The 20,256-nt window shown below is 69.3% G+C and carries 14 protein-coding genes; 6 read left to right on the top strand and 8 right to left on the bottom strand.

Going from position 1 to position 20,256, the window contains the following annotated elements; all coding sequences use genetic code 11:
* A partial coding sequence (locus WC969_05125) for an AAA family ATPase (protein MFA6029217.1) occupies positions 1-2,527 on the bottom strand: 2,527 nt, incomplete at its 3' end.
* Between the two features lie 239 nt (positions 2,528-2,766).
* Between WC969_05125 and WC969_05120 the strand changes: the two genes are divergently transcribed.
* Entirely contained in the window at positions 2,767-4,203 is a 1,437-nt protein-coding gene (locus tag WC969_05120; GenBank protein ID MFA6029216.1) for a hypothetical protein, read from the top strand.
* A 94-nt stretch (positions 4,204-4,297) separates the two neighbouring features.
* Here the strand turns inward: WC969_05120 and WC969_05115 are convergent, their stop codons facing one another.
* Positions 4,298-5,152, bottom strand: coding sequence for a transglycosylase SLT domain-containing protein (locus WC969_05115; GenBank protein MFA6029215.1), 855 nt, complete (start codon positions 5,150-5,152; stop codon positions 4,298-4,300).
* 235 nt (positions 5,153-5,387) lie between these two features.
* Between WC969_05115 and WC969_05110 the strand changes: the two genes are divergently transcribed.
* The 4 genes from WC969_05110 to WC969_05095 all read left to right on the top strand — a co-directional run bounded on the left by WC969_05110 (position 5,388) and on the right by WC969_05095 (position 9,486).
* Positions 5,388-7,352: an APC family permease gene (locus WC969_05110; GenBank protein MFA6029214.1), complete on the top strand. Its 1,965-nt coding sequence runs from the start codon at positions 5,388-5,390 to the stop codon at positions 7,350-7,352.
* Between the two features lie 19 nt (positions 7,353-7,371).
* Positions 7,372-8,403, top strand: a complete 1,032-nt coding sequence (locus WC969_05105) for a DUF4118 domain-containing protein (protein ID MFA6029213.1) — start codon at positions 7,372-7,374, stop codon at positions 8,401-8,403.
* Positions 8,400-9,095, top strand: coding sequence for a response regulator (locus WC969_05100; GenBank protein ID MFA6029212.1), 696 nt, complete (start codon positions 8,400-8,402; stop codon positions 9,093-9,095). The genes WC969_05105 and WC969_05100 overlap by 4 nt, the downstream gene beginning before the upstream one ends.
* 61 nt (positions 9,096-9,156) lie before the next feature.
* Positions 9,157-9,486, top strand: coding sequence for a hypothetical protein (locus tag WC969_05095; protein ID MFA6029211.1), 330 nt, complete (start codon positions 9,157-9,159; stop codon positions 9,484-9,486).
* Here WC969_05095 and WC969_05090 read toward each other — a convergent pair.
* From WC969_05090 to WC969_05075, 4 genes are all read right to left on the bottom strand, one after another.
* Positions 9,477-12,722 (bottom strand): CusA/CzcA family heavy metal efflux RND transporter, encoded by a 3,246-nt coding sequence (locus tag WC969_05090; protein ID MFA6029210.1) that lies wholly within the window; start codon positions 12,720-12,722, stop codon positions 9,477-9,479. The genes WC969_05095 and WC969_05090 overlap by 10 nt on opposite strands.
* Complete coding sequence (locus WC969_05085; protein MFA6029209.1) at positions 12,719-14,014, bottom strand: efflux RND transporter periplasmic adaptor subunit; 1,296 nt, start codon at positions 14,012-14,014, stop codon at positions 12,719-12,721. Before WC969_05085 ends, WC969_05090 begins: the two co-directional genes overlap by 4 nt.
* Position 14,015: 1 nt before the next feature.
* Positions 14,016-15,263, bottom strand: coding sequence for a TolC family protein (locus WC969_05080; protein MFA6029208.1), 1,248 nt, complete (start codon positions 15,261-15,263; stop codon positions 14,016-14,018).
* Between the two features lie 90 nt (positions 15,264-15,353).
* Entirely contained in the window at positions 15,354-15,719 is a 366-nt protein-coding gene (locus WC969_05075) for a hypothetical protein (GenBank protein ID MFA6029207.1), read from the bottom strand.
* A 220-nt stretch (positions 15,720-15,939) separates the two neighbouring features.
* On the opposite strand from WC969_05075, the gene tdh reads away from it, so the two are divergent.
* Positions 15,940-16,968 (top strand): L-threonine 3-dehydrogenase, encoded by a 1,029-nt coding sequence (tdh, locus tag WC969_05070; GenBank protein ID MFA6029206.1) that lies wholly within the window; start codon positions 15,940-15,942, stop codon positions 16,966-16,968.
* Positions 16,969-17,019: 51 nt separating this feature from the next.
* On the opposite strand, the gene WC969_05065 is transcribed toward tdh, so the two are convergent.
* Positions 17,020-18,147: a PAS domain-containing sensor histidine kinase gene (locus tag WC969_05065; GenBank protein MFA6029205.1), complete on the bottom strand. Its 1,128-nt coding sequence runs from the start codon at positions 18,145-18,147 to the stop codon at positions 17,020-17,022.
* Positions 18,148-18,166: 19 nt separating this feature from the next.
* Positions 18,167-20,215 (bottom strand): S46 family peptidase, encoded by a 2,049-nt coding sequence (locus WC969_05060; protein MFA6029204.1) that lies wholly within the window; start codon positions 20,213-20,215, stop codon positions 18,167-18,169.
* Positions 20,216-20,256: the final 41 nt, after the last annotated feature.

Raw genomic sequence — 20,256 nt, 5'->3', positions numbered from 1 at the left:
CCTTGCGCAGGTCGTTGGCGATGGCCACGAGCTTGTCGATGAGCGCCGGGTCCACCTTGTCGAAGAAGATGCGCAGCAGCGCCGCCTCCTCCTCCGCCGGCAGGTACTTCACGTCGAGCGTCATGCCGAAGCGGCTGGAGAGCTCGCCGCTGGGCGGCTCGCCCTTGTAGGGGGGCTTGACCGGGTTCATCGTGCCGATGACCCAGCTCTTCTTCTTGTCGTACTTGATGACCCGGCCGTCGGGGAGGCGGTACTCGCCGTTCTGGAGCACGTTGTTGAGGACCGCGATGCCCTCCAGCGGCTTGTGCATCTCGTCGAGCAGGAGGACGCCGCCCTCCTGCATCCAGCGCAGGACGGTGGAGGCGGTCAGGCCGGTGCGGCCCTTGCCCTCCTCGCCGAAGGTCTCGCGCGCGATGAGGTCCTTGTTGCGCGTGTACTCGTTCATCGAGACCATCCAGAGCTCGTTGCCGGTGAGCTTGGCGATCATCTCGGCGATGTAGGTCTTGCCGCCGCCGGTCTCGCCGATGTAGAGGACGTGCTGACGGAGCGTGAAGGCCTTCAGGGTGTCGTAGATGACCTTCTTGTTGGTCGGAAGGTTGACGGCCTTCCAGTCCTTCTCGCTGATGCCCATGGCCTCGGCCGCGGCCGGCACCTTGCGCAGTCCCAGCGCGCGCAGGAGGCCGCCCCACGTCCGCTGGAGGAAGGACTGGGGCTTCGCCTTCTTCTCGGCGAGGGGGAAGGAGAAGTCGCCGATGTGCAGGGCCCCGTCGTGGATGGACATCGGGTTCATCTGCGACCAGAGGCGCACCTTGGAGACGCCCGAGTCGAGGTAGGCCTTGGCCTCCGCGATATCGAGCTGGAAGAGCTTCGCTCCGGCCGTGAGGAAGGCCTTCTGGACGCGGGTCTCCTTGTTGTCGAGCGTGACCTGCAGGGTGATGGGTCCGCCCGCCGCGGCCTCCTGGAGTCCGGGGACCGCGAAGACGCGGTAGCGGGCGTTGAGGGAGTCCCACTCGAGGAGGCCGTCCTCGACGGCGGCGAGGTAGACGCCGCGCTCGGGGGTCTCGACGACCGACTTCACAGCGAAGGGGAGAAGGCCGACGTCGGCGACCTCGGTGTCGCTGCCCTGCCAGGACTTGCGCCAGACGCGGGTGCCCTCCTCGGTCTTCTGGAGGTAGAACTTGTCTCCCGCCGCGTGCAGGCCGGGGACGCCGCCGAACTCGTTGTAGACCTGCTCTTCGGTGACGGGCATGCGGAAGAGCTGGGCGCCGATCCAGAAGACGCGGGCGCCTTTGACGCGGAGCATGGCTCCGGAGACCGGCTTGCCGTCCTTGCCCGCGACGCTCACGGGGAGGATGGACGCCGGCCCCTCGACCTTGAGCGTGGTCGCGATGACCTTGGTGGTGTTCTTGCTTCCGAGATAGATGCGTTGGAAGATCCCGCCGACCACCGCGTAGACGAAACCGCCGTCGGCGCTCGCGGCGAAGGTCTCGACGGGGGCGGGGAAGGCGATGCGGTAGGTCTTGCCCGCGTTGAGGTCGTGGTAGCGGAAGACCCCGTCCTCGGTGAGCCAGACGAAGCCGTGCTCGACCTGGGCGGCCTGCACGACCTTGCCGGACATGGCCCACTGCGAGCGGACGACCTTGTCGTCGCTCTTTTCGGCCGAGGTCACGGTGCGGAAGGTCCCTTCCTCTTCGGTGAACTCCAGCTTCTCCTGGAAGGTCCAGTCGGCCTTCTCCTCTCCGATGAGCTCCGGCTCGCCCATCTTGTAGCGCGCGCCGACCTGCTTCTCCTGCGGGCCGGCCGCCTTCTTCCAGATGGGGGAGACCTCGGGGAGTGGGAGCGCCGGCGAGGTGCGAAGATACTCCTCGGTCCCGGCGTCGGAGACGCCGGCGCGCGAAAGGGCGGCGGAGCGCAGCTCCGAGGCGCGGCCCTGGACGGGGGAGGACCCTTCCGCCGGGGCGGTCCGGGAGCCGTCGAAGATCATCCCGAGCATGCGCTGGAGGATGGAGACGGAACCGCGGGTCTCCTTGGGGGAGACCGCCGCGCTTGCACCGCGCAGGGCCTGCACGGGAGAGGCGTCTGCGCCCTTGCCGGAGAGGGCGTCCTCCTGGAAGGAGGCGAGCTCCGAGGGCAGCTTCGGCATGCGCGGGCCGGGGTTCGAAGGGGTCGCGCGGTCGCGCGAGGGGAGGTCGTTGTCGCGGGTGCGCGGGAGTTCCGGAGTCGTCGCGGCGGCCGGGACGGAGACCGCGACCGAGGCCGCGGCCGTTTTGGGCGCGACGGTCGGGCTCACGGCCTGTAGGACCGGGAGACTGCGCTGGAGGGGCGCGATGGACGCGGGGCCGGCGATGGGCACGGCGCCGGGAAGAACCGCGTGCGCGCCGATGCCCGCGACGCCGGGGGAGGCGCTCGAGGCCCCGGCCTGGGAGCCCGCGACGGTCTGGGCGAGGGCGCCGGAAGGGCCCGTCAGCGCGAGGATGGCCGCGAGGAGCGCGGCGGGGTATCTGGAAAGGCGGTTCTGGTCGTTCATACTATGAAGGATATCGGCGGGGGCACCCCCTCGAAAGAATCGTTCGGCCTACGCTGCGCGCGTAAGAAGACCCACGGGCGCGTGGGTCGTATGGAATGGGAAGTTGTCAAACGGGGCCCGTGCGCAACAGCCGGGAATAGGTCGAAGGGCCCAGGGCCGCATATAGGTCCAAGGGGGCTTGACGATAGGCCTAAAGACCTATTAGGTTATAAGTGTCATCCGCGCATACGGAGGACTTTATGGACGACCACAAACTGCCCGGCCAGGACCCGACTTCTCCCATCATCCCCGACCTGAAGAAGAAGGATGAGGAGGAGAAGAAGAGGGGCGCCGGCTGGTTCAGCCGCGCCGGCGGCTCGGGAGCGACGGTCCGGACCGGGAGCTCCCTCCTGCGCTCTCCCTCGAGCCTCCTCGGCTCGCTCGAACGCGTCGCGCAGAGCATGGCCCGCTCGATCGGGCTCGGCAACCCGCTCGGACGCCTGCTCATGTCCAAGGCCGGGGCCTGGCTCGTCCTCGCCGCCGCCTGCGCTCCCGCCGCCCTCTTCCTGGTGGCCGGCATCCTCGGGACGCCCGACACGACCGGGCGCTACGGCTCCTCCTCGCCGCTCTCGGCGCCGCTCTCCTCCGGGCGGATCCATTCCGGACGCGCCGGAGCGGGGCTCGACATGGTGGCCAACGCGAACAAGGGCATGTACGACGAAGGGGCCTCCCCGTCCGTCGACGCTCCGGCCGCCTCGGCTCCCGCCGCGGAGAGCCCTGCGCCCGCGGAGCCCGCCGTGCCGGAGACCCCCGCCGCGCCCGCGGCGCCTGCCGGTCTCTCTCACGAGGGCTTCGCGCAGAAACTCGCCGGCGCCGTCGGAGGCGGCGGCGGCGGCGGCGGACACTACTCCGCACCGGCCGGCCAACTCAAGGACAAGGGCATCGAGATGAAGCTCGGCAACAGCTTCAAGTCTCCGCTCGCCGGCGGCGGCAAGCTCTCCTCGCTCTCCCGCGCCGGCCGCGTCCCGGCGAACAATCGGCTCTCCGCGGTGCGGGGGAAGAGCAACAAGGCCATGGGCCAGCTCAAGCTCGCCGATAACCTCTCGCGGGCCGGCGCGAAGGCCGGAGGGGACTCCTCGAAGCAGTACGCCGCCGACGCCTTCGACCAGCAGCGCAGTCAGGGCGCCGCGACCGACGGCGGAGGCCTGAACACCGGGGCCGTGACCACTCCTTCGAGCGGAGGCGCCGCGGACGTCACGGACACCCCGTCGGTCGGCGCCGGCCAGAACGTGACGCCCTATCAGGACAAGGTGGACAGCGCGAAGTCGAGCTCGAACATGGCGCTCATCCTGACGCTCATCGGCGCGGCGCTCATCGCGCTCGGCTACTACCTATACTCGCAGGCGGAGACGCTCGGGATCTCCGCGGCCATCGGGGCCGTCGTCATGGCCCTGGGGGCGATGATGGTGCTCATGGGCCTGCTCTCGGCGAACGCCGCCAAGCAGAAGGGCGAAGAGATCAAGGACAAATACGGGCAGGAGGCGCAGGGCGAGGTCATCGACGAATGCGCCGATCAGGCCACGAACAAGCAGAACTGCAATCCGAAGCCCGTGGACCAGAAGCCGAACACGGTGAAGACGGACGCGACGAAGGAGAGCAACGCGACCTACGACAACGGAGGGCCGATCAGCCAGTAGCCGCACGGAGCAGCCTGAAAGAGGAAGGGCCCGCGCGAGCGGGCCCTTCCCCTTTGTATGAGGTGCACCCTCCCTCTCGAGGGAGGGTGAACGGCTACTGAAGGGAAGCGGCGGAGGGGTCGGGGGAGAGGGAAGGGAAAGCGTTCGCCTGGGCGTCCGAGCGGCGGAAGGTCGTGACTTCCGAGTTGTAGAACAGCATCACGTTGCGGACGTAGGAGCGCGTCGAGGGCTTCCAGGAGGTCCCGTTGAGGGCGCGCGGACCGGCATGGTAGGCCGCGATGATGCGCTGCATGACCCACGGCGGGGCGTCGACGTAGCGCACTCCCTGGAGGCCGAACTTCTTCCAGGCCGAGCGGTAGAGCAGATGGATGTAGGCGGAGCCGGCGACGATGTTGGGCTCGGGATCGGAGAGGTTGTTCTTCGGGAGGCCCATCTCCTGAGCCGTGGCCGGCATCATCTGCATGAGGCCCTCGGCGCCTTTCGGGGAGCGGGCGCGGGGGTCGAACTCGGACTCGGCGGCGATGATGGACTTGAGGAGGCGCGCGTCGAGGCCGAAGCGGCGCGCCTGGACGAGCACGTGCTCGTCGAAGCGGTCGGTGAAGCGCGGATTCTCGAGGAGATGGCGGAAGGTGCGCAGATAGGCCGGCGAGGGGAGGGGGACCTTCACGACGAGCGGCATCTCGCGGCGGACCCGCTCGCCCTTCGTCAGGCGGGGCTGCGGCGCGGTCAGCGGCTGGGGCCGCACGGTCCGGTGCGCGGGGGCCTGGGCATGGCGGACCTGAAGGTAGCCCGGCTCGGCCGGCGGGAGGCCCGCAGGGGAAGCCAGGGCGAGGAAGATGAAGCCGTCGCCCGAGGGGGCGGCGGTATCGGCGTTAGTCCGGGCTTCCGCTTGCGGCGCGGAGAGCAGAAGGAAGGCCCAGACGGGGAGGGACGTCGCGAGGGACAGCAAGACGAACATTATAGCAAAACTTCGACGGGGAGAGCAGGTCCACCGGGGCTGTCTTCTCATCGCTCACATGAGTATAAGGTCCAGGTCCTCCTCCCGGTTGGGCTCAAGGGGCAGGTTTCCGGAGGCGTAGGGCCTAGGCCCCCATAGGACTTTAGGGGGCCTAGCCTCTCCCATGGGATGGGAGAGGGGGGGGTGATAATGGTTTCATAACGCCCCCCGGGGGTATCCTGATGGCATGATCGAGCGCCTGAAGGGGCTGGTCCTTGGGAAGCCGCGGGACATCCGGGACCCGGACGTCTTCCATAAGATCTCCCTGGTCGCGTTCCTCGCGTGGGTGGGGTTGGGGGCCGACGGCCTGTCGTCCTCGGCCTACGGTCCCGACGAGGCCTATCGCGCGCTCGGCGCCCATACGCATCTGGCCCTCTTCCTCATCATCATGACGGCGGTGACGATCTTCGTCATCTCCATCGCCTATTCGAACCTCATCGAACACTTCCCGGGAGGCGGCGGCGGCTATCTCGTCGCGACCAAGCTTCTGGGGCCGCGAGCCGGGGTCGTCTCGGGCTGCGCCCTGCTCGTCGATTACGTCCTGACCATCTCCGTCTCGATCGCCTCGGCATGCGACGCCCTTTTCTCGTTCCTGCCGCCGCATTGGGCGGCGACCAAGCTGGCGGCGGCGGGACTGGCCATGCTGTTCCTGCTCCTGCTCAACCTGCGGGGCGTCAAGGAGTCGGTGACCACCCTCGTGCCGATCTTCCTCGTTTTCGTGCTCGCTCACCTGGGCATGATCCTCTATGCCGTGGGCAGCCATCTGACGCGATTGCCCGAGATCTTCGCGGGGGCTTCCATGGATATGCACGCTTCCGTCGCGAGCCTGGGCTTCTTCCCCGTGGCCTTCATCCTCCTGCGAGCCTACTCCATGGGCGGAGGGACGTACACCGGCATCGAGGCGGTCTCCAACGGCGTCGTCATGCTCCGGGAGCCGCGCGTGCAGACCGGCAAGCGCACGATGCTGCTGATGTCCACCTCCCTGGCCTTCACGGCGGGCGGCATCCTGCTGGGGTACCTGCTCACCCAGGCGGTCCCGGCGGAAGGCAAGACCATGAACGCCGTCCTGCTCGAGAACCTCTACGCGAGCTGGAGTCCGGGCGGACTGCCGCTCGGCCGCGTCCTCATCATCCTGACGCTGCTCTCCGAGGCGGCGCTCCTGCTCGTGGCGGCGCAGACGGGCTTCCTGGACGGTCCCCGCGTCCTGTCCAACATGGCGGTGGATTCCTGGGTGCCGCACAGCTTCTCGCGGCTCTCCGACCGTCTCGTCACGCAGAACGGCGTCCTCGTCATGGGCGCCGCCGCCGCGGCCACGCTCCTCTATGCGAAAGGGGACATCACGACGCTCGTCGTCATGTACTCGATCAACGTCTTCCTGACTTTCTCGCTGACCGAGCTGGGCATGTCGCGGTATTGGGTCACGCATCGCGGCTCCGAGCCGCGCTGGCTCAGCCAGCTGGCCATCCACGGCACGGGCCTGGTGATGTGCGTCAGCATCCTCGGCGTCACCCTCCATGAGAAATTCATGGAGGGCGGCTGGATGACGGCCGCCATCACGAGCGTGACGGTCGCCGGCTGCTTCTGGGTGCGCGCCCACTACCGGGAGGTGGGGGAGAGTCTCCGGAGCTTCGAGAAGCTCCTGGACGCGTCCCCGCTGAGCGACGAGCCGGTCGAGCCGCGTCGGCTGGACCCCGGTGCGCCGACCGCGGTCCTGACCGTCTCCGATTTCTCCGGCTATGGTCTGCACCATGTGCTGGCCATCCAGCGTCTGATGCCGGGCTACTTCAGGAACTTCATCTTCGTCTCCGTGGGCGTGCTGGATTCCGGCAACTTCAAGGGCAGCGACGCGGTCGTCCAGCTCGAGGCGGAGAAGCGCGCGCACCTGGAGAAGTACGTGGCCTGGTGCCGCCAGCGCGGGCTCGACGCCGACTCCCGCTTCCGGCTCGGCACGGAGATGACCGACACCCTGGAAGACGCGCTCATCGAGCTCTCGCGCGAGTATCCCCGCATGATCGTCTTCACCGGCAAGCTCATCTTCAAGGAACAGCACTGGTATCAGCCCATGCTGCACAACGAGACGGCCGAGGCCATCCAGCGTCGCCTCCAGTTCAACGGCATCCAGGTCGTCGTCCTCCCCGTGCGGGTCTACTGAAAGCGCTATGATGGACGCGATGTCCGGTCTACTGAAGGAGTACGCGCTGGCGCTCGGCGCGGGCGCCGCCTGCACGGCCGTCTGCTTCGCCCTGTTCCCCGTCCTGGCGCTCACCGACCTCGTCATGGTGTATCTGGTCGGCACGCTGGCCGTCGCCCTGCGCGGACGCCGGGGACCGGCGGTCCTCTCCTCCTTCCTGGGCGTGCTCTGCTTCAACTTCTTCTTCGTGCCGCCGCGCTTCACCTTCCAGGCGGAGCACCCGCGGTATCTGGTCACCTTCGCCGTCATGCTCGCGGTGGCACTGCTCATCAGCCACCTCGCCGTCCGCGTCCGGAGCCAGGCGGAGGCCGCCAAGCGCTCGGAGGTCGTCGCCGAGACCGAGCGCCTGCGCAGCTCCCTGCTGAGCGCGGTCTCGCACGAGCTGCGCACGCCGCTGGCCGCCATCATCGGCTCGGCGAGCACGCTGCTCCAGGCGCCCCAGGGCGGGGGAGGCGATCGCCCGGAGCTCCTGGAGAACATCCGGAGCGAGGCCGAGCGGCTCGCGCGCCTCGTCCATAACCTCATCGAGACCACGCGTCTGGAATCCGGGGCCGCCCGGCTCCGTATGGAGCCGTACCCCATCGAGGACGTCATAGGGACCGCGCTCGAGCGCCTCGAGAAGCCCCTCGCCGGGCGCCCCGTCGACACCGACCTGCCGGAGAACCTTCCGCTCGTCGCCGTGGACCCCGTCCTCATGGAGCTCGTCTTCGTCAACCTCATCGAGAACGCCCTGCGCCACGCGCCCGGGGCGGCGCTCGAGATCATGGCGCGGGAGCGTATGGAGGTCCTCGAGGTCTCCGTCGCGGACCGCGGCCCCGGCCTGGCGCCCGAGGACCTCGCCCGCGTCTTCGAGAAGTTCTACCGGGCGAACGCGGCCGCCGGCGGCGCCGGCCTCGGCCTCGCGATCTGCAAGGCGGTCGTCGAGGCGCACGGGGGGGCGATCTGCGCGGAGAACCGGCCCGGGGGAGGCGCCTCCTTCCGCTTGACCCTGCCGCTGCCGAGGGGCGCGTGAGCGGCGGTGCGAAGACGGTCCTCATCGTCGACGACGAGGCCGCGATCCGGCGCTTCCTGCGCGCGTCGCTGGAGGAGAACGGCTTCGCCGTGCTGGAGGCTGCGGGAGGCCGAGCCGCCCTCGAGCTCGCCGTCGCCCGCAAGCCGGAGGTCATCCTCCTCGACCTCGGCCTCCCGGATCTCGACGGCCTGGAGGTCCTCGCCCGTCTGCGCGAATGGACCTCCGCCCCGGTGCTCGTCGTCTCCGCGCGGGGGCTCGAGTCCGAGCGCATCGCCGGCCTCGACGCCGGCGCCGACGACTACCTCGTCAAGCCCTTCGGCGTCGAGGAGCTCCTCGCGCGCATCCGGGTGGCCCTTCGGCATGCGGAGCGCGCCGCGCGCGACCCCGAACCGGTCTACGAGCACGGCGACCTCAAGATCGATCTGACGCTCCGGCGCGTCTGGGTCGCGAAGAAGGAGGTGCGCCTTTCGCCGCTCCAGTACGCGCTCCTCGCGGCCCTGGTCCGCGACGCCGGCCGCGTCGTCGGGCAGAAGAAGCTCCTCCAGGAGCTCTGGCCCGAGGGGGGGAGCACCCCCGAGGCCCTGCGCATCCTCGTCCATCAGACGCGCCACCGCATCGAGCGCGAGCCCGTCCGGCCGCGCCACCTCAAGACCGAGCCCGCCGTCGGCTACCGCCTCGAAGACCCGGACTAATAACGGTCCGATAACGGGCCGCCAATGGAGCCGCAACGGCGGCTGGGGCTACCATGAGGGCATGGCATCCCTTTTCGCCGAGTGCGGCGTGCTGGCCTGTATCCCGGAAGACGAAGCGTCCCCGGAGGAGGTCCTCCGCGCGGCGGCGCGCCTTGCCGCGCGCCTGGGAGTCCCGCTGGGAGTCGTGCACGTCTCTCCCGTGCGCGGCCGCGCCGAGCCGGACAGCGTACGGGCGGACGCCCGCGCACGCCGCTTCGGAGCGGCCTCCTGGCATCTGCGCAGCGACGCTCCGGCCGCGTCCCTGCGCGCCTTCGCCCGCCGCTGCAGGGCCGTCCACGTCGTCCTCGGTCCGGCCGGCCGGAAGACGTGGGGCGGCGAACCCTACCCCTGAGGCCGAAGCCCCCGGCGCTTCCAGAGATAGAAGACCGGCGGGTAGACCAGCAGTTCGAGCAGGAAGCTCGTGAGGAGGCCGCCGACCATCGGGGCGGCGATGCGCTTCATGAGGTCGGCCCCGGTCCCCAGCGACCACATGATGGGGACCAGGCCCATGAAGGCGCAGGCGACCGTCATGAGCTTGGGCCGGACCCGCTTGACCGCCCCGTGCACCACGGCCTCCGTCAGGTCCTCCTCGTTCCTCATGCGGCCCGCCTGGACGGCGTCCGCGTGGGCCAGGTCGAGATAGAGGAGCATGAACACCCCGGTCTCCGCGTCGAGCCCCATGAGGGCGATCATCCCCACCCAGACCGCGATGGAGACGTTGTAGTCCAGCAGCCACAGGAACCAGACCGCTCCGACCAGCGAGAAGGGCACCGCCAGCATCACGATGCCGGTCTTGGCCCAGGAGCCGGTGTTCAGGTGCAGAAGGAAGACGATGAGGAACAGCGTCAGCGGGATGACGAGCTTGAGGCGCTCCTGGACCCTCGCCATGTTCTCGTACTGGCCGCTCCACTGCAGGGAGTAGCCGGCGGGCAGGTGGAGGGAGGCGGCGATCTTCTTCTTCGCTTCCGCCACGTAGCCGCCGATGTCCCGGTCCGCCACGTCCACGTAGACGTAGCCGGCCAGGAGCCCGTTCTCGTCGCGGATCATCGAGGGCCCGAGCTTGAGCCCGATGTCGGCCAGCTCCGCCAGCGGGATGTGGGCCCCGCTCATGGTCGGGACCAGCACCCGCTTGAGTTTGTCGAGGTCGTCGCGCAGCTCTCGCGCGTAGCGGACGCTCACGGTGTAGCGCTCGCGGCCCTCGACCGTCGTCGTGACCGGCTCGCCTCCGATGGCCGTCAGGATGGCCGTCTCGGCCTCCTTGACGCTGAGGCCGTAGCGCGCGAGCTGCTCGCGCTTGAGCGTGAAGTCGACGAAATAGCCGCCGGCCGTGCGCTCCGCGTAGACGCTGCGGGTGCCGGGGAGTCCGCGCAGGAGACCCTCCACCTCGGTGCCGACGCGCTCGATCTCGCCGAGGTCGGCCCCGAAGACCTTGATGCCGACGGGGGTGCGCACCCCGGTGGTGAGCATGTCGATGCGCGCCTTGATGGGCATGGTCCAGGCGTTGGAGACCCCGGGGAAGCGCATCTTCGCGTCGATCTCCGCGATGAGCTCGTCGTAGGAGAGCCGGTCGTACCATACGCGGCGCAGCGGCCCCTTGAGGAACCCCGGCATCCACGAATACCAGCGCCGCTTCTCGCGCCACTGCTCGTGCGGCTTCAGAACGACCGTCGTCTCCATCATCGAGAACGGCGCCGGGTCCGTGGCGGTCTCGGCGCGGCCCGCCTTGCCGAAGACCCGTTCCACCTCGGGGAAGCTCTTGAGGATGCGGTCCTGGACCTGGAGCAGGTTCCCGGCTTCGGTGACCGAGATGCCGGGCAGGGTGGTGGGCATGTAGAGGATCGTGCCCTCGTTCAAGGGGGGCATGAACTCGGACCCCAGGAGGAAGTAGACCGGGACCGTCGTCAGCACGACGAGCAGGGCGGCGCCGAGGGTCTCCCGTGGACGACGCAGGACCCAGCGGCAGACCGGCTCGTAGACCTTGAAGAGCCGGGCGCTCACCGGGTGCCGCTCCTCCGGATAGTACGTCCCGACCGCGACCGCGTTGGCCGTCCTGCACAGCCAGGACGGCTTGAAGTCGAAGTCGTGCATCCGGGAGAAGAGCATGCGCACGGCCGGGTCGAAGGTGACCGCCAGCACGGCCGCGATGGCCATGGCCAGGTTCTTGGTGTAGGCCAGCGGCTTGAAGAGACGGCCTTCCTGGTCGACCAGCGTGAAGACCGGCATGAAGGCCACGGCGATGACGAGCAGCGAGAAGAACACCGCCGGGCCGACCTCCTGCAGGGCCTTGAGGCGCACCTCGTGGAAGTCCCCTCGGCGCCCGCCTTCGATCCAGAGCTGGAGCTTCTTGTAGGCGTTCTCGACCTCGACGACGGCGCCGTCCACCAGGATGCCGATGGAGATGGCGATGCCTGAGAGGGACATGATGTTCGAGGTCAGGCCCATGAGGTACATGGGGATGAAGGTCAGGAACACCGCGACGGGGATGGTGATGATGGGGATGAGCGCGCTCGGGATGTGCCAGAGGAAGAAGAGGATCACGAGGCTGACGATGACGAGCTGGAGGACGAGCTCCTCCTTGAGGGTCGCGATGGCGCGGTGGATCAGGTCGGAGCGGTCGTAGGTCGTCACGAGCTCGACGCCCTCCGGGAACGAGGAGCGGACCTCCTCGAGCCGTGCCTTCACCCGGGCGATGACGTTGAGGGCGTTCTCTCCGTAGCGCATGACGACGATGCCGCCGACCGCGTCGCCCTCTCCGTCGAGGTCGGCCACGCCGCGGCGGAGGTCCGGACCGAGGGCCACCCGGGCGATGCTCTTGATCAGGATGGGCGTGCCGCCCTTGCCTCCGCCCACCACGATGTTCTCGATGTCCTGCACCGACTTCGCGTAGCCGCGGCCCCGGACCATGTACTCCTTGCCCGAGAACTCCACGAGGCGGCCGCCGACGTCGTCGTTGCCGTCCCGGACGGCCTCGACGACCTTCGCCAGGGGGATGCCGTAGGCGATGAGCGCGTTGGGGTCGACGCTCACCTGGTACTGCTTCTGGAAGCCGCCGACCGAGGCCACCTCGGCGACGCCCGGCACGGACTGCAGGCGATAGCGCAGGGACCAGTCCTGGAAGGAGCGCAGCTCCGCCAGGGTGTGCCGGCCGCTCTTGTCGACGAGGGCGTATTGGTAGACCCAGCCCACCCCGGTGGCGTCGGGCCCGAGCTCCGTGCGGACGCCTTCCGGCAGCCCGGCCTGGATCTTGCTGAGGTACTCCAGGACGCGGCTGCGCGCCCAGTACGGGTCGGTGCCGTCCTGGAACACGACGTAGACGAAGGAGTAGCCGAAGTCGGAGAAGCCCCGCACGGCCTTCACGCGCGGGGCGCCCAGCAGGGCGCTCACGATGGGGTAGGTGACCTGGTCCTCGATGACGTCGGGGGAGCGGTCCCAGCGCGAGTAGACGATGACCTGGGTGTCCGAGAGGTCCGGGATGGCGTCGAGGGGGGAGTTCCGGACGCACGCGTACGACGCCCCCAGGGCCCCCGCGACGAGGGCCAGCACGACGAACTTGTTGCGCGCCGACCAGGCGATGAGCCGCTCGATCATGGCTTGCTCCTGGTCAGGACCGCCGAGCGCAGCTTCGACTCGGAGTCGATGAGGAACTGCGCGCTCGTGACGGCTTTCTCGCCCTCGGAGATGCCGGAGAGGAGGTCGTAGTAGCCCTCGGCCTTCTGCCCGACGCGCAGCTCCCGGGGCTCGATGCGGCCGTCGCCGAGATCGACGAAGGCGAGCTTCCGCTCGCCGGTGTCGAGGAGCGCGCTCTCCGGCAGGGCGAGCCGGCGCCCCAGCTCGACGCGGATCGCCGCGTCGACGAACATCTCGAGCTTGAGCGCGCCCTCGCGGTCGGGGACCTCGATGCGGACCTTGAGCGTCCTCGTCTCGGCCGAGAGGTTGGGGTCGACGCCGCGGACCGTGCCGCGGAAGGTCCGGCCCGGGTAGGCCGGGGTCGTGATCTCCGCGCGCTGGCCCGCCTTCACGAGGCCGATCTCGTACTCGTAGATCTGCGCGTAGACCCAGACCGAACCGCCGCCGCCGATGAGGAGGTTCACGGGGGAGCCCTCCTTCGCGCTCTTCTCGATCTGGGCATCGCTCAGTCCGAGCTGGCGCAGGCGCAGCGCGGAGGCGCGCATGAGGGCGTCCGCGCGCTCGAGGGCGTCGGGGTAGGGACTGCCCTTCACCCTTTCGCGGGCCCGGACCGCCTCCCCGTACTCCGAGATGGCGTTGTAGAGGTCCGGGTCGTAGGCCACCTTTCCGCTGGCGCGTACGAGGGCGCTCAGGTCCCTGCGCTTCAGGGGCTCCGACTTCAGGCCGATGAGCCGGCGGCGCTCTTCCGAGAGCGTGACCTCCGCCTGGCCCTCCACCCCGCTCTTGAGCGCCTTCTCCGCGTAGACGGGGACGTAGTCCATCCCCATCTCGTCCTTCTTCGGGGTCGGCGAGGTGACGTCCGGCCGCATCGGATGGCGGTAGTAGAGCGGCTTCGCATCCGGGGCGGGGTCGAACACGACGGTGCCGCAGACGGGGCAGGTCACCCTCTCGCCGACCGCGTGCGGAAGCTCCATGACGCAGTTCGGCATCCGGCACTTATGCAGGACGCAGATCCTCGGTCCCGCCGCGGAGGCCGGCTCCGGCGCGGACTCGATGGTGACGAGCGCCATGTTGCAGATCGGGCACTCGCCCGGCCGGTCCGAGGTGTACTGCGGGTGCATGGGGCAATGGTATCTCGGGGCATGCGCCGCGGTCCCCGGCGCACCCTGTCGATGGGCGCGGCGTGCGAGAAGGCCTCCGGCTCCGAGGGCCAGGACGGCGAGCGCGGCGATGAGAAGGGTCTTGCGGTTCATGTCAGAGCTCCTTTCCTGCGGCGATCTCGAGGTCCGCCAGGCGCTGCTCGTACTCCGCCTGGACCTGACAGTACTCCAGCCGGTAGCCCAGCAGCGAGCGCTGGGCGTCGAGCAGGTCGAGGAAGCCGAGGCGGTCGCTCCCATAGCCCGTCTCGGCGACGTTCAGGGACTCCTCCGCCTGCGGGAGCAGGGCGCCGCGGTAGGCGTCCAGCAGCCGGCGGGCGGTCTCCACGCGCGCCCAGGCGGTACGAAGGTCCGCGCGCGCGCCCAGACGCGCCGCCCGCAGCTCGGCCTCGGAGGCCGCCTGCCGCGCCTTCGCTTCGGCGGCGAGCGACGCCGGCTTCCAGAACCAGAGGGGGAGGGAGAGTCCGAGGACCGCGTCGTGCGTGCGTCCCCGCAGGGGGTCGCTGCGGCGGCGGTACTGGAACATGAGGTCGGGCAGGAACTCCGAGCGGGCCAGCGCGAGTTCCGTTCTTGCCCGCTCGACGCCGAGCGCGGCGCCTTTGAGGGCGGGCTGCCCCGAGAGCGCGGCTTCCAGGTCTTCGAGGCTCGCGGCGAGCGCGGGCGCCGCCGGCTCCTGGACCGGCCCGAGCCTCGCCGGGTCCTCGCGTCCCATCAGGGCGGCGAGCGCCGCCGAGGAGCTCTCGCGCTCGGCCGTGAGCGTCTCGCGCATGTTGAGCAGGCGCGTGAGCTCGACCTGGGCCTTGAGGGCGTCGGCCTGCCGGCCCCTGCCGGCGGCGAGCTTGGATTCTGAGACCTTCGCGAAGCGCCGCATCACGGAGATGTTCTCGTCGTAGATGGCGAGGCTCCGGTCGGCCAGGAACAGGGCGGCATAGGCGGAGCGGGCGCGTGCGAGGAGCTCGATGAGCGTCCCGCGCCAGCGCTGCTCCTCGATGGCGGCGTCCCGGGCGGCGGCGCCATGGCGCAGGTAGAGCGTGCTCGGGAAGGGGATCTCCTGGCGCACCGAGAAGGCCTTTTCGTCGGCGCCGGAGAACGGATCCGCTCCGGAGGGGGCGTACATCCGCTCCAGCTCCAGGCGGGGCTGGTCGGGGGTCGCGGCGGCCGCGACGCGCTTGAGCGCCGCCTCCCAGCGCAGGCGCGCGGCCTGCAGCGCGGGGTTGTCCCGGCGCACGCTCTCCAGGACCTCGCGCAGGGCGAGGGGGGGAGTCGAGCTTTCCGCGGCCTTCGCGCCGGAGGCGAGAAGAACGGCGGCGAGGACGGAGACGTGTATGCGGATGAAGGAACTCATGAGAACCTCGTCATGACGGATGGACGGACGCGTCGTCGGGAACCGGCATGCCTGCGGGATGCTCCTGCAGGCCGGGGGTGAGGCGTGGGCTCAGAGGACGGCGGGCGGGGCGCGGCAGAGGGCGGAGGAGCCGGGAGGCGCGGCGGCGGCCGGCGCCGCCGGCGAGGCGAGGGGGACGACGCGCGAGGGGAGCGCGTGAACGGAGGGGGAGAGGGCCGGGAGGAGCGCCGGCGTCGCGCTCGAGGGGAGCGCCGCGCTCAGAGAGACGGGACGGTCCTCGTCGCAGAGGTGGATGCCGGAGCAGCACTTCCTGTGCGCCCCGTCGTCTTCCGGACAGCCGCAGGGCGTGCGCGCGGGCTCCTCGCAGCGCGCCTTGTCCATCGGGCAGACGTTGAAGCCGGCCCAGAGGAGGGCGGCGGCCGCCGCGATATTGAAACAGCGTTTCAAGAAGGACATCCAAGGATATTATGGCACGCCCCCCGCCATCTGTCAATGCCTTTCATAAGTGCGGCCGCTCGTCCGTCGAGACAGACGCTATCAAATGGGGCGCGGCGCGCGAGGGGCTCGAAGACCCTCTTTCGGCGTGGGCCGTCGGCACCCCGAGGAACCCCTCTCCCGCCGTGCCGGGAGGGGGCTGGGGGAATGTGGTAACATTCCTCCAGCCCGGAGGACGCCCATGAAAGCCTTGGTCAAGAAGTTCCCGAAGAAAGGACTCTGGATGGAGGACGTCCCCGTCCCCGCGCCCACTGAGAACGACGTCCTCATCAAGATCAAGCAGACCGCCATCTGCGGCACCGACATCCACATCTACCAGTGGGACGCCTGGTCCCAGCAGACCATCCCCGTCCCCATGCACGTCGGACACGAGTTCGTCGGCGAGGTCGTCGCCGTCGGCAAGGCCGTCAACGGCGTTTCGGTCGGGATGCGCGTCTCGGGAGAAGGACACATCGTCTGCGGCCACTGCCGCAACTGCCGCGCCGGCGCCCGACACCTCTGCCCCAACACCAAGGGCGTGGGCGTCAACCGCCCCGGCTGCTTCGCCGAGTTCCTCTGCATCCCCGCGAGCAACGTCTTCCCGATCCCCGAAGGGGTCAGCGACGACGAGGCCTCCATCCTCGACCCGCTGGGCAACGCCGTGCACACCGCGCTCTCCTACGACCTCACCGGCGAGGACGTGCTCATCACCGGCGCCGGCCCCATCGGCATCATGGGCGCGGTCGTCGCCCATCACGTCGGGGCACGCCACGTCGTCATCACCGACGTCAACGAATACCGCCTGGACCTCGCGAAGAAGCTCGGCGTGAAGAACGCCGTCAACGTGGCCAAGACCTCTCTCCCGGAGGTCATGAAAGGCCTCAAGATGACCGAGGGCTTCGATGTGGGCCTCGAGATGTCGGGCAACGGCACGGCTCTCAACGGCATGATCCAGGCCATGAAGAACGGGGGGAAGATCGCGCTGCTCGGCATCATGCCGCCGGAGACGACCATCCCGTGGAACCAGGTCATCTTCAAGGGACTCTTCCTGAAGGGCATCTACGGGCGGGAGATGTACGAGACCTGGTACAAGATGTGCTCGATGATCCAGAGCGGGCTGAACGTCCGCCCCATCGTCACCCACCGCTTCCCGGTCGACAAGTTCGAGGAAGGGTTCGAGATCATGAGCGCGGGGAAGTCAGGGAAGATCATCCTCGATTGGATGAAGTAGGAGTCCCTGGACTCCCCTCCCCTTCCCGAGGGAAGGGGAGGGGAGGAAGGGTCACTTCTTCAATTCGAGTGGGAATCCCGCGTAAAAAGTCGTTCCTTTCCCTTCAGAGCTCTCGAAAGAGACGTTCCCATGAAGGTAGCGTTCGCCGAGGAGCTTCATGCTGTAGGTCCCGAGTCCACGGCCGGCGCCTTTCGTGGAGAAGGAGCGCTGGAAGACCTGGAGCTGGACCTCGCGGGGCATGACGGTCGGACCGTTCACGGAGAAGAGGACGTCGAGCCCGTCGGGGCGGCAGGAGAGCGTCACCGTCCCGCCTTTCGGGCAGGCCTCGAGCGCGTTCTTCGTCATGTTCCCGAGCACGCGGCCGAGCAGGGTGCGGTCGCTCGAGAAGGCGACGCTCGCGGCGTCTGCGGCGAGCGCGAGCGTCCGGCCCTCGCAGAGCGGGTGGGCGCGGTAGGGCGCGGCGATCCCCTCGAGCGTCGCCCGGGAGTCCAGCGCCGTCGGCTTCACGAGAAGCTCGCCGCTCTCGGCGCGGGCCAGGTCGCGCTGGGTCGTGATCTCCTCGATGAGCTTGTCGACGACCTGCGCGAGCATCCCCTGGTAGGCCCGGGACTCCTCGGGCGTCGCGTCCTTGAGGAACTCGGTGAGGCCGCTCAGACCCGAGACGGTGTTGAGCACGTCGTGGAAGAAGATCCTCTCGAGGGCGCCGCGGCGCTTCTCGTCGGCGATGTCCTCGGCGACGAAGACGGTGAACTCTCCGGCGGGCAGGCGTACGGGCGTGGCCCAGACGCGGAAGTCGAGGGCCTCTCCGTTCTCGCGCGTGATGCGGCACTCATGTACGTCCTCGCGGCCCTTGCGGCGCTGGACGGCCTGGGCGGCTCCGCAGGCCTCGCAGAACTCCGTGGTGCCGCAGCCTCCGGGGCTTTCGGAGGCGTGGGTGCAGGCCATCGCCTCGCCGTAGCGCTTGCCGCAGAGCGGAGCGCTCTCGGCAAGGCCGAGGGATTCGATGAGCGTGCGGTTGCTGTAGACGATCTGGCGCTCGGGATTGAGGATGAGGAAGACGTCGGGGACCGCCTCCGCGAGCATCTTCACCAGGGGCTCTTTGGAGAGGTCTCGCGCGGACTCCTTCACGAGGGCTTCCGAGGCCCGCTCCGCCGGCAGGAACTTCGTCTTCAGTGCCATACCCCCTCGCGAACGGCCTTCAGCGCCGGACGAGCTCCCGCGCCAGCCCATTCATACCATAAACGGCGCGCAGGGATTCGAGGATCGCTTCCGAGTGCACGGAGACGGCGCGCGCCCGCTCGCGCGCGTAGGCGTAGCGGCCGGGGAGGCTCTGGATGTTCCCGTCGAAGATGAGGCCGACGAGCTCGGCCTTCGCGTCGATGACGGGGCTTCCCGAGTTCCCGCCGATGATGTCGTGGGTGCTCACGAAGTTCACGGGGCAATCCATGCGCACCTTCCGGCGCGCCGCGGCGACGCGGCGGCTCAGGCCGAAGGGCTCGCGCCCGTCGAAGGAGTCGGCGCGGTCGTAGAGCCCGCCGAAGGTGGTCTTCCAGGGCACGAGCGTCTTGCCGCACTCGTAGCCGACCGGCTGGCCGTAGCTCAGGCGCAGGGTGAAGGTCGCGTCGGGGTAGAGGCCCTTGCCGTACACGGCGAAGCGCGCGCGGGCGATGCGGTTGCCTTCGTGGCGCTCGACGCTCTGGATGTTGTCCTCGTACCATTTGCGCATGGAGCGGTAGTGCGGGTCGGCGCGGCGGCAGAGGGCGAGGAGCGGGTCCTTCGAGGACTCGACGGCCCTGCGTCCTCCTTCGACGAGCGTCCTGCGGAAGGCGGGGTCGGGCATCCGCGTCCCGCGCAGGGCCTCGCGAGCCGCCGCCTCGGGGGTCTTCCCGGCGAGGACGTCCTTGAGGAAAGGGTCGGCGGGCCCGAGGGCCTCGAGCGATTCGCGCAGGGAGTCGGCGAGCAGGGCTTCCTCGAAGTCGGCGTAGACCGGCGCGGGGGAGAAGAGACGGAAGCGCAGGGATTCCAGGGCGGAATCGCGGTACTCCTCGAGGCGCTCACCGTTGGGCTTCTCGACCTCCGCCGTCATGCGCACGGCGTGCTCGGCGTACGAGGTGAGGCGATAGGCCGTGAGCCGGCGGTAGACGAGGCCCTTGTAGCGGGCCGAGAGCTCGGCGACGGCGCCCTCGACGCGGTCCCAGGCGCCCGCCGACTCGGCGAGCGCGGGGTCGGTCTCGACGCGGGTGCGCAGGGAGCGCTCGGCGGCTTCCTTGGCGTGGAAGATGGACGGGTCGCGCAGGCCCTCGAGCTCTCCGGTGAGCGCCTTCAGCGCGTTCTCGACGCCGAAGCGGAAGTCCTGGCTGCGGCGCAGGCGCTCGGGCGAGGAGCCGTGGCGCAGGGCCGCATCGCGGCGGCGCTTGAGCATCGCGATGCGCATGGGCAGGGCGGCGTCGCGCTGGTGCCTGAGCTGCGCGACGGTGTAGAGCCGGTCGGTGCTGCCGGGGTGGCCGGTGACGAAGCAGAGCTGGCCTTCCTTCAGCCCGCGGGCGCCGAAGGGGAAGAAGCTCTCCGGGCGCACGGGCTTGCCGCCTTCGTAGACGCGGAAGAAGGCGAAGTCGAGCGCGAAGCGCGGGTAGGTGAAGTTGTCGTGGTCTCCTCCGAAGAACGCGGCGCCGAGCTCGGGGGCCATGACGAGGCGGACGTCCGTGTGCTTCTTCGAACGGTAGAGCCAGTACTCGCCGCCCTGGTAGAGCTCGACGACGTCCGAGCGCAGGCCGGTGGTCTCCAGCGACTCCTTCTCGAGGCGGGCGGTCTCGGCCTTGCGCTGCTCGTTCTGCCGCTTCTCCGAGGCCTTGGGGTCGATGGCGGCGAGGACGCGGGCGGTGACCTCCTCCATGGAGACGAGCTGGTTGATCTCGAGGTCGGGGCAGGGCCGCTCGGCGGCGCGGCTCTTCGCGAAGAAGCCGTCCTTCACGAAGTCCTTCTTCGCCGAGGACATCTTCTGGAGCTGGCCGAGCGCCACGTGGTGGTTGGTGAGCACGAGGCCGTCCTTCGAGACGAAGGAGCCCGAGCCGCCGTCGTTGAAGCGCAGGGAGGCGAGGCGCACCCGTTTGAGCCAGTCGGCGTTCGGCGTGAAGCCGTAGTGGCGGCGCAGGAGCTCCCGGGGAGGGTTGTCGAAGGTCCACATCCCTTCGTCCTGAAGGAGGGGGAAATCGGAGAGCGCGGGGGCCTTCTCGAGGGTCGCTTTCATCCTCGGATTCTAGCCCGAATCCCTCCATCAAGCAATACTCC

The organism is Elusimicrobiota bacterium, from assembly GCA_041660925.1.
In the GTDB taxonomy this organism is placed as follows: Bacteria; Elusimicrobiota; Elusimicrobia; order UBA1565; family UBA1565; genus JBAZUV01.
Note: the sequence above shows the minus strand (reverse complement) of the source record. Positions and strands in the feature narration are given on the sequence as shown.